This window comes from uncultured Methanobrevibacter sp. (assembly GCF_902788255.1).
Taxonomy (GTDB): Archaea; Methanobacteriota; Methanobacteria; order Methanobacteriales; family Methanobacteriaceae; genus Methanocatella.
In genome coordinates this window covers 19,270-34,392 of sequence record NZ_CADAJR010000005.1, presented here as the reverse complement: position 1 = coordinate 34,392, position 15,123 = coordinate 19,270, and the positions used below count along the sequence as shown (strand labels likewise).

Below are 15,123 nucleotides of genomic sequence, written 5' to 3'. Positions count from 1 at the left end.
TCAAATTCCCATCAAAAAAATTTAAGATATTATCCAACTAGTCGAGTGTTGGATAATTAGGACTTTCATTAGTAATCAACAGGTCATGAGGGTGTGATTCCTTAATACCGCTGCTTGTGATTCTAACGAAATTAGCTTTTTCCTGCATTGCAGCAATATCTTTTGCACCACAGTAACCCATGGATGATTTTAAACCACCAACCAATTGGAAGAGAATCTCAGCAACTGTTCCTTTGTATGGTACAGCACCTTCAATTCCTTCAGGAACATATTTGGTGTGGTTCATTTTACTTTTTTGACCTTGGAAGTATCTGTCTGCTCCACCGTCAAACTCACTGGTCATTGCACCCATTGAACCCATTCCACGGTATTTTTTGTATTGTTTACCGTTCATGACAACGATGTCACCAGGAGCTTCAAGGGAAGCTGCAAGTAAGTTACCGAGCATTACAGCATCTGCACCTGCACCAATAGCTTTTGCAACATCACCGGAGTATCTGATACCACCGTCAGCAATGACCGGAATGCCTGAATCAGCTGCAGCATCTGCAACATCTGAAATTGCTGTAAGCTGTGGCACACCGACACCTGCAACGATACGGGTAGTACACATTGAACCCGGACCGATACCTACTTTAAGCGCATCTACACCCATTGAGATTAAGTCTTCTGCTGCTTCAGCGGTTGCAATGTTACCTACACACAATTCAGCATCAATGTTATCCTTAATGGTTTCAGTGAATTTTACAACGTTCATGTTGTGTGCATGAGCACAGTCAATTGAAATAATGTCAGCACCGGCCTGATCAAGTGCCATTGCCCTGTCCAAATCGAATGGTCCGCATGCGGCTGCAACCAAAAAGTTACCGTCCTTGTCTCTTGCGGCATTAGGATACTGTGCCTGATTAAGTATATCTTTAATAGTAATGATTCCGACCAGTTTGCCGTCACGAACAACAGGCAATCTTTCAACCTTGTTGTCATATGCAGTATTCAATGCCTCTTCAGCTGAAACTCCTTCCTCAACTGTCACGACATCTGAGGTCATTATATCCTTGATTGCGGTAGCTGGCTCATTTTTTAAGAATGGTCTGATATCCCTTTTAGAGATGATACCAAGGATTTCATCACCATCAACAACAGGCAATCCGCTGATGAGCTCATGACGCATGATGTCTTCAGCTTCAGCAACTGTAGAATCCTGAGAAATAGTTACAACATCACGAATGGTCAAGTCTTCAGCGTTTTTGACCTTTTTAATTTCTTCAACTTGTCTTTCAAGTGTGATGTTTCTGTGTATTACACCTATTCCACCTTCCTGTGCCATTGCAATTGCAAGATCCGCTTCTGTTACGGTATCCATTGCAGCACTTAAGACTGGAATGTTTAATTTGATTCCCTTACCTAATTCAATTTTAGTATCAATGTCTTTTGGTTCAACATAACTTGCATTAGGGGTCAGGAGAAAGTCATCAAATGTGTATGACATTCTTGCTTCTTGAACTTTTTTTGAAAATGACATAAATAACACCTAAATTAGAATGAATTGATTAATTCTTTTAGCTCAGCTACAGCAGTATGGTGGATTTTACCAGTGTTTCTGTCTCCACCTACACAGGCAGCCCCTCTAATACCAACAACATCACATCCGATATCATGCAATGGTTTTAATTGGTCTTTTTTAACTGATCCTGCAAGTGCAGTCATCAAGCCGTATCCGTGAGCTTCGTCTACGAATTCTTTTAACTTGTCTAAATCTAAATAATCGAATAATGTGTGACCGTCTTTAACTGCAGTGTCAAGCATTGCAAGGTCGCATCCTGCGTCTTTTGCAACTTTTGGTATTTCCATAGGGTCAACCGCACCTACACGGTGTGCATCAGCGTAACCTGCAGCTACAATAATTGTATCTTCACTAATATCTTTAACTGTTTTTACAACGTTTTCCATGACTTCAACAGCTTCATCATGGTCTTTTGTTCCATATAATCCAACTTTAATGTAGTCAGCTCCGGAAACGTGAGCTCCCATTGCTGCAAGTGAAACTGTACCTGGTTTGTATGGCACATCTCCCAAGGTTGCACTGACAAGTTTGTCTTCTGGGGTCAATTCCCTAATCTCTTTGATTACCCAAGGGAAATTAGCACCTAGAGAACCTTCTTTAGGATTTTTCACATCAACAATATCTGCTCCACCTTCAATTGATTCTAGAGCTTCTTCTCGATTTATAGGACTTATTAATAGAAGCATGTATTTCCTCCAATAAAATATAATTTTATAATATAATAATATTACTTTTTTATTATTTATAAAACTAATGTTTTAGATGAAAATATCAAAATAAATTATAAAAAAATATTTTAAAAAAATATTAAATTGTAAAATCAAATTTTGTGATTTTAGCCCTTATTCTTGGGAGAACTACATTAGTAATTTCATGAAATTTAGAAAAAAATATGATACATGTATATACTAAATAGGACAACACTCACATTATTAAAAGTATGATAAAAATAATTAAAAATATGATTTATTAAATGAGCAAGACAAATCGAAACCATACATTAAATTCAGTGCCACTTAAATTAAAATGGCACTTTCAAAATTTGATTTTTTTCAAATTTTAACATGGTGATGGATGTGTTAAAATCCTAAATTACAGTATTATACAAAAATTTAACTAATTCATTAGCATACTGCACATTATAAAACAATGTAGGATGTAAATTATCCTTGGTAGTGTACTCACAGTTATTACCATTTACTAAATTATAACTTCTTGTTTTGAATTTATAAAATGACAAGTAACTGGACTTAGAAGACCATTTTTTATACTGTAGATTTAAAGCGTTCTGATAAGCAGTTAATGTTAAACCAAGTTTATTCAGAGTAGTGTCCCTGTTTTCAATTTTAGTACCTAGATGCAAACGACCTGAATAAAAAAAATCCATGAAAACTACTTTTATAGGTTCTTCACCTTTTAAAACACGATTTTTACTTGCCTTTTCAATTTTTTCTAAAATATGAAATATTGCACCATTAAAAGTACATATATCCCTACTGTCAGCAGAGCCTAATTGCATACTATATGAATAATCATTTGTTCCGGCTCCTAAGACTATAATATTGTAATCTTCCAGTTTTGTATTGCTTTCACCAATACTGTTAGTAATGTGATTAAATTTTTCAGCCCCATATGGAATTTCGCCATTATATAGCTTATAAACAATTTCTGTTGAAATACTACATTTATTTTCATAGTTATTTTTAGTATAAGTTCCAGCTGGAACTGAAGGATTATAATAAACACATCCAAGCATCTGTTCCACCCTATTCGGAATGGAATACTTATCACCTCTACCATACAATATACTGTCACCAATAAACAATATTCTTTGATTGGTAGTATTTTCGGAGCAATATTTTAAAGTAAAACCTTTTTCGTAATCAGATAAGACCTGTTTGTTGTTTTTAACAGAATATGCCTGTACTGAATAATATAAATTAGAATTAAAATTATTTAATTTAAATGATTGTGATGAGGCAGATTTACTTTCGCATTGTCCTATGATTTTCCAGTCAGAGGAATTTTTCTCCAGTATCAAATAACCTTTTGCATTAGGAACAGTAGCCCACTTTATCACATTTTTTTTAAAAGATATAATTGTAGGCGGAACCAGATTACATTCCCCATCCTCACTCATCATACCGTAACTGATTTTCTTATTGTCATGATTATAAGTATATTTTAAAGCCCGAACATTATAAGTAACTGTATTTTTCATAGGATCAATATAATACTTATCTTTTAACATGGAGGACATTTCGGACGTAGATTTATAATAATAATCGTTATATCCCAATGTGTTAGAATCAACTATTGCAATGGATTTAAAATTACCGGAACCCACTTTTCTGTATATGCTGTATTTAGTTGCACCTTCCACTTTAGCCCATTTAATTGTTGCTTTTGTATTTTTAAAATGAACACAAACCTGTGTTCCTCCCAATAGTCTTATTCCGGTTTTATCATAGGGTCCGAAAGATTTACCGTGAACTTCTCGAACGGTGTAGAGAGCATTTTTAATTCCATCAACTTTTTCACGAAAAGAGCATTTATTTGAGTTTGCAACTTTAGTGCCCACTACAGAAAATTTATTGTTCTGTTTTTTTAAAATCTGATATTTCACATTTTTTTCAGAATGCCATGATATCTCTGCATAGTACTCTCCATTTTTTTGATAATATTTAAGGTCTTTTAATAATGGAGCCTCAGATTTTGACTTTTTAACAATAATCTTGGATTGTTTAACAAATTTATGTTTGGCAGCATTAGACTTGATTGTAACCCTGTGAGTGCCAACAGATAATTTTTTAGTGTTTAACTTGGCAATTCCATCCTCGTCTGTTTTAATATTGTATGTTTTATGCTTATTATGTGATTGTGTAATGACTTTAAGTGTAAGGTTTGAAACCGGTTTATTTAAATTGCTTAAAACTTTTACATTAAAGTAACTTTCTTTTTTATATTTGACTGTAACATCATTTGCACGAACCTTTGTTGAAGAAGCATGTTTAACTACATGAATCTTAACAGTTTTATCAAAGCAATAATTTTTATTATTAACTGTTACAACAATTTTATGCACACCTAAGGATAATTTCCTTGTGTTGAATTTAGCAATACCCTTAGAGTCTGTTTGACGAGTGTATAATTTATATTTCTTGCCCGTATAAACTTTAATTTTAAACCTGAAATTTTTAATAGGATAATTATAATTATCAACAATCATTATTTCAAGACACTCACTCTTTTTATATGAAACTACTCCGCTTTGAGTTAAAACAGTGAATTTTGTTTTAACAATGTTTATACTTGATGTAGCTTTAAGACTGCTTTTATCATAAATCTCAACTTTATGAACTCCAACATCCAAACTTGAAATTTTGAAAGCAGCAACACCATTGCTATTGGTAGTCATAGCATAAGTATTAACCTTATTTCCAGAATATACATTAATTTTTATATAAAATCCAGATAAAGGCTCCTTATATAAAATACCATTAAAATAAGTGTTAGTATAAACTTTAACATTAAAATCAGTTTGATCCATGGAATATGATTTTTTAAGGGTGTCATATTCAATTAAATATGAACTCTCATTTATAACACTTCTACCATCATCTTCTAACTTATACGTATTGTTAGCATCAGATGAATTTGAATCATCATCAGTACTTTCATCTTCTTCATCATTTACCAATATAGTGTTATTAGCACCACTATCCATTAAACCCCAATCATCATTATCAGTATTTGCAAATATTGTAGAATTATCATTTAATGCTGAAATAGAGGTAATAGACATGACTATTGAGAAAACTATAATCAGAATAAACATAATTCTGTAATACTTAGTATACATGTTACCACCAAACAAATATATCATATTATGTCCACAAACATATTTAAAACTATTGTTTTTAGCACCAAATCGGCAAAAAATAAAATATATCTTTAAAAAGAATAGTATAATCAATTTTACAGTGATTATTTAATATTTGAATTATTTTCAATGTTTTTAAAAAAAATTACCATATTGATAAAAAATTAATGGAATAAATACAATTAATGCAATATTATTTTAACATTTATCAGAAGGGATTGGTCATACTATTAGGAATAATGTTAATTTCAACACATCATTCAGAGTTTAATTAATTAGATTCACATTAATCATATACTCAAATCCAATTTATCGTATTAAATTCATTCAAATACGTTAAAAAAAGAAGGGAAAGGTAATTCCCCATTTAACAATAATTTTAACATTACTGCTTGTTTACCATAGGACCATATCCGAAAAGCAATGAAAATTCATTTTGAAAAAAGCGAATTCGCCTGTTCTTGAACTTCACCGTACCAGTCAGTCTTATTGCCGACGTAATACATAATTATGGCCAATAATATTAAAAAGATAATTGATGCAACAGTTTCCCACAATTGAGGTGATGAGGTAGGTGTTATGATTCCCAACATCACAAACAGACTAACTGAAAAATTATTCGCAGTATGCAATGCGGAACTCACTTCCAACCCATTAGTTTTCCAGGTGAAAAACCCGAAAATCAATCCAGAAATGAAAATTTCAATCAATCCCAAAGTATTGTATCCATGAGCTATTGTGAATATGACAGATTGAAGAATTATTGCAACAATTGGTATTTTGAACCATGATCCGAATGTTTGCATGACCAATCCACGAAATGCAAATTCCTCTGCAATACATTGGAGAGGAAGAAAAACAAAAATTACAATCAAATATGGCAGTGAAAGTTTGAAAGTTCCTTCAGGGCCAGTAATGGCAGCAGTAATTGCACTAAAAATTATAAATAAAACTAATGGAATCACTAAAGCCTTAAGATATAGCTTAAAGTTCCATTTCCCACTTGTAGATATATAAGAGGAAAATGGTCTGTCCTTAACGATTTTAGAAGCAATATACAATGCAGGTATTATTATAATGACCCCCAAATCAGAAAAGAATTCTGCTAATGGATTATTTAAAACTTCATATCCTCCATTAATCAAGTTGTTTATAAATGCCTCACCAAATAAGCCGCTAAAAGTCTCCTCAACAACCACCTGAAATATTAACATTAGAATTAAGCCTATTATAAATACCAATATTGGCTTGTACCATCGATATTTCTCAAAAGTTCTTGGAAGCGTAATGAAATCAGAAAATTCCTTATTGTTCATAATTAATTATTATTTAATGAAATTATTTAAATTTTTCAGTAAAATAATATTTGATTTTAAAAAAATGTATCTTTAAATTTCGACTTGAAATTTATAAAAAAAGTAGAAAAAAATGGGTGTTTAACACCCTAAATTTAAATTTTATTGTTTACGTCTTCTTAAAGGTATCAATACTAGAATAACTAGTATCAACATCAATATAGGATTACCAGTAGCCTTATCGTTGATAACTGCCTTTATTGGTTTTTTATCATCCTTATGTATAGGAGTTGGAGTGTCATCATTATGAGGTTTAGTGTCATTGTGTGAATCAGGAGTTTTTTCTTCTGTAATTTCAACAACAGCACTGTCACTTACATTACCTGTCAGATTAGATCCGGCTACCGCAACATTAGTAACTCTGCCTGCTTCGAGAGCTTTGCATATGATAGTTAATGTTATGGATTCTCCAGGATTTAAACTGCCATCATAAGTGTATTTATCACCAGATTTGCTCCATCCATTACCGCTGAAAGATATAAATTCCAGTCCATCTGGGATTTCATCAACAACAAATACGTTGCCGAGTTTGCAATCGCCAGTGTTTGTTACAGTTATAGTAAATGTCACTAAGTCACCCACTTTAACTGTTTTTTTATCGGAAACTTTTTTAACGGTAATTTCAGGTACAAGCACATTTGTAACATTGCTTGAGCGTGCCTTTGCAGTGTCATTGCTGGTTAGATTTGAACCTGCAACCACTGAAGGCACCTGTTTACCTCCTTTAACTGTATTGAATTGTAAAGTATAGTTAATGGATTCTCCAGGTTTCAGTTCACCTGTATAAACAAACCTATTGCCTTTTTTGGTCCAATTTTCACCGGTAAATCCAGTGTAAACTAAACCATTAGGGAAATTGTTGTCCACATAAACTTCACCCAATACGCAGTCTCCGTCATTGGTTACAACAACTGTGAAAGTCACAGTCTCACCAAGGATAACTTCAGGATCATTAGATATTTCACGAACCTCTAAACTTGGAGTGTATACACGTACAGATGCTGTAGCATTATGATTTGTTACATTGTCCGCACTTACAACTACCTTGTTTGTGAAATTACCTGATCTTGTAGGTTTTACAATAACAATGAATGACGCATTTTCACCAACACCTAAAGAACCATTATAACGGAATTTGTTTCCGTCCTTGGTCCACTTAGGACCGATGAAACTGTCGTATGTTAAACCATCAGGAATAATTTCCTCAACAGATACTCCAGTGAGATCCATGTCACCAATGTTTTGAACAGTTATGTTGAATCTGGCTGTTTTACCAGTATATGCTATCTCATCGATTGCAACTTTAGTAACGTTTAAATCAGGATGATATACTTTTACGGTTACATTGCTCTTTTTAATTGTACCCTCTTCACTACAGTTTACTGTAGCGGTATTGTTAAAGGTACCTGTACGCAATGTTTCAACAACAATCCATACGGAATATGACTTATTGCAGTCTAATCTATCAACTTTCCAGATTAGTTTGTTACCTTCCTGTGTAACACCTTTGCTTGAGTTTACAAGTCTGAATGCATCAGTATCCAATGCATCAGTGATTACAACATTTGTAGCATTTCTGATTCCATGGTTTAGGACAGTGATTGTGAAGTTCACTAAGTCGTGCAAGAGTGCAACAGACTCATTGGTCTTTTTAGTGATTTTCAAATCAGGATTGAATACGCCTACAGTCACATTAGCCTTAACAACAGTCTTGTTTTCATCACAATTTGCAGAAGCAACATTTGTGAAGTAACCTTCACGGTCTGCTCTTGCCTTAACTGTGAAGTTATAGGATTTACCTACTTCCAATAAATAAATTTTATGATTTAAATCGCCTTCAATCAATGTTAACCCTTGTGGAAGAGTATCATTTACAATGACGTTTGTAGCATTGGAAGGGCCGTTGTTGGTTACGGTAATAGTGAATGTAATGATATCTCCAAGTCCGTAATCATTGTCATCTGCTACTTTCTTAACATCCAGAACAACTTTTGGAATGATTTCAAATTCATTGACAGTAATGATATACTTATAGTTCCTGTCTTCTGGATGATGTGCTCTAACTGTGTAATTACCCGGTGTCAATTTAAGTGAATCATCACCTGTCAACTTGAATGAGTGATTACCGTACAAATCAGTGAGAACTGTTTTTGTAAGGATAGTTTCACGATTCTTATTATTAACAAATTCGATTACAATAGGCATGTATCTTTCACGTGAATCCTGATACAATTTGCCTTCCTGAGCTCCTAAAACAGGATTAGTGTCTACAGCAGGAGTTCTTCTTATTTTTGAAGCGTCATCGTCTATAACGTATCCGACATCATTAAATGTAACGTCATTAACACCTTTAGCATTGTATATTGCGTTTAGGATATTGTCCCCAGCAACATAATTGTACACGTTGATTGGAATGTCATCCCCGTGATAAACCTTATTCGGAGTTGCATTTACTTCCAATACGTAAGACCATGCCTGGTTTTTAATGAATAATCCGCCATTGAATGAAGTGCCTGATGCATTATTGTATATTGCAGAACCGTTACGTGCCACATTATAGTCAAACTCATCGGAGTTGATCTTATTGTTGTTTCCATCAATATAGATTGCTCCACCAAGTCCGTCATCATCAACACCGGTAACTTCAAGATAAGCTCCTAAAATTCCAGGAGTTGTTTGGATGATTCTAGTTGACTCGTTTGTAGCAACTGCAGTGTTGTTATAGAATTTTGATTTTTCCACAACATTGTTTTCACCCGCAATATAGATTGCTCCACCTTTGGTTTTGTAATCATCACCTTTGGTAACTCTTATATCATATGTCGCATTATTATAATTGAAGTTAGAAGTGGAAATCTTATTTCCGTTAGAATCGATATAGATTGCTCCACCTTGAACCGCATAATTATAATTGAAGTTTGAATTGTCGATTCCATTATTTGGACCGTTCAAGTATACAGCTCCACCAAGAACAGCTTCATTGTATGTGAAGTTTGAAGTTGAAATCACATCAGCGCTTTCACCTTTAACGAATGCTGCTCCTCCACGTTTTGCAGTGTTGTTTACAAATTCACTGGTTGATATGTGTAATGATTTACCATCATTCCAGTTAATAGCACCACCATCATTTACAGCAGTGTTTTTCTCAAAGTATGAATCCTTGATGAACAAGTTTAAATCCTCACCAAGAGATGAATCCTGTAAATATACTGCACCACCGTTTGAAGCGGTGTTTTCAGTGAAGTTTGAATCAATTATTGATCCATCATGAGCGTTCCAGCATACAGCACCACCGTTGTTTTTAGCGGAGTTGTTTGTGAATGAGGAAGACTTGATATTTCCTAAATCAGCACCGTCGTTGAAGTGAATTGCTCCACCGTCAATGTCTGCACGGTTGTTTTCAAATTTACTGTTAATGAATGAATTGTTGTAACAATCTGCACGTCCAGGCACTGCACGTAAGTATACTGCACCACCGTGAGCTTTTGCATAATTATCAGTAAATATACAGTTGTCAACAGTACCGTTGGAACCTGTCCACATGATAGCACCTCCGTCACCGGAATTGCCCATTACACATGAAACTGTTCCGTTAGCCCTATTGTTTGTGAAATTGGAGTTTTTAATTATTCCTCCTTCTCCAAACCAGAACAATGCTCCACCATTGGATGCCGCACTGTTGTCGGTAAAGGAACATTCATCAATTGCACCGTCAACACATCCTTCGTGCCAGTCTATTGCACCACCGTTTACAGAAGCGGTGTTGTCATTGAAATTACATTTGACAAATTCACTGTCTGTTGCATTTTCCAGATATATAGCTCCACCCAAACCTTGCATGTTGGTAAAGTTGAAAGCGGAGTTGTTTGTGAAATTACATTCATAAACATTGGTATTGTTTACGACAATGAATATTGCACCACCTTTGAGTGCAGTGTTTTGATCGAATGTAGAATTGAAAATTGTTGCATTATTACCTTCTACATATATAGCACCTGCACCAATACTGTCATCTTTGTGAGTTGCAACAGCCTTATTGTTGACGAAGTTGCTTGAAGATATATTGATGTGTTCACCGATGATGTTAATTGCACCTGCGGTTGTAGGAATCTTTTTCAAATCGTCATTAACCTCAAATCTTAATCCGTCATGAGTAGCGTAATTGTCCTTGAACTGTGATTTATCAACCAAACTGTCCACACCGTCAATGTAACCAACACCACCGATAACCGCACGATTGTTAGTGAAGTTAGATCCAATAATATTTGTATCGTCACCTTCAAGGTAGAATGCTCCACCCTTAATCGCATGATTGCCTTCGAATGTTGAGTTGATTATGTAGTCGTTAGAACCATTTACAGCAATAGCTCCACCTAAACCACCATTCTTGAATTGACCATGTGCAGTATTGTTAATAAACTCAGATTCCAGCACATAAATACTGTTACCAGGAATATAGATTGCTCCACCGATTGTAGTCATGTTTTTCAATCTTTCAGTTTCCAAATTGAATCTCAATTCATGAGTAGCGGAGTTGTTGTAGAATCTTGAATGACCGAATGTCGCATCGGAATTTGCAATATAGATTGCTCCTCCCTGAATTGCACTGTTGTTTGTAAATTCAGTGTGATTTACATCATTCAATGTACCTGAGAAGTATAACGCTCCACCAATGATAGCCTGGTTATTTGTAAAACCTGTACCGTCAAGGGTTGTGTTGAATCCCTGAATCGCAATAGCACCACCATAACTTTCATTTCTTGTACCTACTGCAGTGTTCTTGTTGAATGTTGCATTGTAGATTAATGTATTGTTACCTACAACACCAATAGCACCACCGGCACAGTTAATGTTATGATATCTGCTGTCCAAAACAAAGGACAATCCTTTGGTTACATTGTTATTAGTGAAATTTGCATTACCAATATTTGTGTTACTTCCCCTAATGAAAATTGCTCCTCCGGTAAGTGCCTTGTTTTCAGTGAAGTTAGCAGTGTCTATAGTAGAGTTTGTACTTACACTTTCAATGTATATTGCACCACCATGAATTGCCTCATTTTTCCTAAAGGTATTGTTTATAATATCGGCCAAATTACCATCAATAGCAATAGATCCACCATCACCATTAATAGCATAATTTTTAACAAATGTATTGTCTTGGATTTTGGTATTATAACCTACAATATCTACTGCACCACCAACAATTTTAGTATTTTCCATACCAGTAGTGTTAATGTTTGCCATGTTGCGTGTTGCAGTATTATTATGGAATGTGGAATTACCTATAGTTACATCATTACCAATAATATATAATGCACCACCTTGCATAGCATCATTATCAGTGTAGTTTAATGTAGATGCTGAAATACCATTACCGTTAATATAACATGCACCACCAAGAATAGCTTTGTTGTTAACGAAATCATCAAGAGTGAATGTAATGTTTTTACCATCAATGTATAATGCACCACCAAAACCTTCAACTATACCACTACTGCCTAAACGGTTAGCACTATTGTTAATGAATGTATTGTTAGTCACATTAGCGAAACTACCAATAATATATAGTGCACCACCTGCAGCAATCATGGTAGCATTAGGTCTAACCTTATCTAACATGTGAGTTGCATTATTATTAATGAACAGTGATTCGTAAATATGTGCGTTCGCTCCTTCAATATAACCTGCACCACCTTGAATAGCATAATTGCTATCAAAAGTTGAGTTGACTATGGTAACATTTTCACCAATCAACTTAACAGCACCAGCATTGGAAGCATTGTTCAATTTAAATGTACAGTTATCAATTTTAGTGTTTGTACCGTTAATATGAACTCCACCGGCATAATCCATAGCAAGATTGTTGAAAAATCTTGAATTTTCGATTATGGTGTTGTTTGCAACCAGATAATATCTGGTACCGTCAGGCAATGTCTTGAATCCACCTACAATATCGATTGCACCGGCATGACCATGTGCAGTGTTGTTAATGAATGTACAATTAAGTATGTAATTGTTACTTCCAAGAAGTGCAATAGCTGCACCACTACCATCACGATAAGAATTTTGGGAATGGTTTCCGCTTGCAACATTATTAACAAATATTGAATCTATAATGGTAATATTACCGTTGTGAGCCTCAATACCCGCACCGTAAACCGCCTGGTTGCCTTCAATGTAGTTGTTGGTAATTGTCACGTTAAATCCGATGATACAATATGCTGCACCGTGTACCGCATTGGTATTGTTTATGAAAGTGTTGCGATGTAAAGTAACATTTGTCGCTTCATTCCATATTTTGAAACAGAAACCCAGTGATTTTAAAGTTGAACTATAGTCAGCATTACCAACATTACCAATGAATACATTATTGGTAGCGTTGAATCCGTAAAAGATTGGACCTTCATCACTGTGTTTTGAATCGGATACAGCACCGCTAATTGCAAGCAATTGAGAAGCAGAATTATATTTAAATGTACAATTTTCCACAAGTCCTCCTGAATAGATAACTTCAGTGCTGTTTTGCGGATTTGATTGGAAAGCCATTCTAATAATGGTCTGCTTAGGATTTAATGTAATGTTTTCCAAAGTACAATTAATCAATTTAGACTTATAGTTTGGAGTCTTTTCATCACCTACAACAATAAATGAAACTCCTGTATCAGGATTTGGATAGTTTTCGGTTGCATTATAGTTAACAACTTTCAAACCGGTAATGGATGAGTCACCTCCACTTAAATCCATAAATCTGTAATCTGCACCATAATTGGATAGATCTACGGTTGAAGTTAGCCCATCAGTTTTGGTAGAACCGCCATATAAATGAATGGTTATCTCAAAATCTTCCAAACCTCTTAATGTGAAATATTGTGCACGCTCACCACTGCTTTTATAACCAGTACTGATTGAACCAATACTTCCCATTCCGTAATTTCCAGTGTATGTCTTATTATGCAAAAATACATTCCATTCTCTAACTTTTACAGCCTTATTTTGGATATATGTTTGATAAAGACCCCAGTATAAACTTTTAAAAAGCCTATCTAAAGGAACCTCATCAACGTTTATATAGCTAGAGTAATAATCTGCAATAATGTCATAATCTTTGATTACACCAACTTCATATAATGGTTGGTTCGGATTAAGAGTGATGTTTTCAAAAGTACAGTCCTTGATTAAATCCTCAGGCTTGTAACTTGGATTAGTTTCGTCACCTAATTTGATAAATGGAGTTGTTATACTTTCATACTTAGTCGCAGTGTGATCATTGACATTGAAGTTTTTGAAATTAATGCCAGTTATTGAAGAATTTGGAGTGCTGAAGTCTATAAGTGCATAGCTAGCACCATAATCCTTTAAATCCAGTGTTGATTTACTGGTATCGGATTCATTTGCTCCACCATACAAATGTATTACGAGTTTGATATTTTGTGCACCATTGAAACCTCCCAAACCGTTGAAAGCAAGATAATTAACACGAGAACCATCTGATGCATAACCTGTCTGAATAGTACCGTTTCCAGCATCCCCATAGCCTCCTGTGAAAGTTTTATTATTTAAAAATACTTTCCACTCGGTTGTTGGGGTTTTACCTTTTTGAACTTCCTCTTTTTGAATGTAATCCCTTATTCCATAAAAGATTGACTTGAAAAGCCTCTCCAATGGGACATTATCAACATTAGCATAGTCAGTATCATAATCGACTCCGTAGATAAATATTCCAGGAGTTATAGCACCTAATACATCTTCATTACTGCTTGCCTGCAAGTACTGAGGACTTGACTTGAGCAAAGCCTGTGAATCATCATTTTCAACATCTTCTAGGCAATCATCATTGATTATATTACTTTGCTGTTTAGGAGGCTGTTCCTTAACCATTTCTTTTTGCGGAACACTTGTCAAATTGTCTGAAGCATCAACAACTGAAACTTCCAAAGAATCTGCTGTTGCCTTTTCATCAATCTGAATTTCAGTTAGTGTCAAATTATTGTCTTCAATAGCCGTAATCGCTTGAACTGAGCATATAATAATAAAAATAGCCATTATCACGATAAACTTTTTGCCGTTCATTTTCGATTTTCACCCCCTGGTCCAGTTAATTATATTACAAAATGAATATACATCGGCATTAAATATATTCACTGTTATATTAATAGGTCATCACTTATATAAGTTTACACAATTTATAATAATTTATTATAAAAACATAACCAGTTAAAAAAATTTTACATTAAATATAAACAGTTAAGTAAAATATTATTAACTAAATAAAAAATTATAACATTCACAAATAAAATTAAAAAAAATATACTCTACCCATT

5 protein-coding genes are annotated in these 15,123 nt (G+C 34.3%); all 5 read right to left on the bottom strand.

Annotated elements, in window-relative coordinates; translation table 11 throughout:
* Nucleotides 1-37: 37 nt before the first annotated feature.
* The gene (gene guaB / locus QZV03_RS02040; RefSeq protein ID WP_296874046.1) at nt 38-1,522 is read right to left on the bottom strand and encodes an IMP dehydrogenase; all 1,485 of its coding nucleotides are present in this window, start codon (nt 1,520-1,522) and stop codon (nt 38-40) included.
* Between the two features lie 14 nt (nt 1,523-1,536).
* Complete coding sequence (locus tag QZV03_RS02035; RefSeq protein ID WP_295603725.1) at nt 1,537-2,250, bottom strand: (5-formylfuran-3-yl)methyl phosphate synthase; 714 nt, start codon at nt 2,248-2,250, stop codon at nt 1,537-1,539.
* A gap of 401 nt (nt 2,251-2,651) precedes the next feature.
* Nucleotides 2,652-5,369, bottom strand: a complete 2,718-nt coding sequence (locus QZV03_RS02030) for a hypothetical protein (protein WP_296874045.1) — start codon at nt 5,367-5,369, stop codon at nt 2,652-2,654.
* 509 nt (nt 5,370-5,878) lie between these two features.
* The gene (locus QZV03_RS02025; protein ID WP_296874044.1) at nt 5,879-6,763 is read right to left on the bottom strand and encodes a CPBP family intramembrane glutamic endopeptidase; all 885 of its coding nucleotides are present in this window, start codon (nt 6,761-6,763) and stop codon (nt 5,879-5,881) included.
* 141 nt (nt 6,764-6,904) lie between these two features.
* Nucleotides 6,905-14,872: a hypothetical protein gene (locus QZV03_RS02020; RefSeq protein ID WP_296874043.1), complete on the bottom strand. Its 7,968-nt coding sequence runs from the start codon at nt 14,870-14,872 to the stop codon at nt 6,905-6,907.
* Nucleotides 14,873-15,123 lie beyond the last annotated feature (251 nt).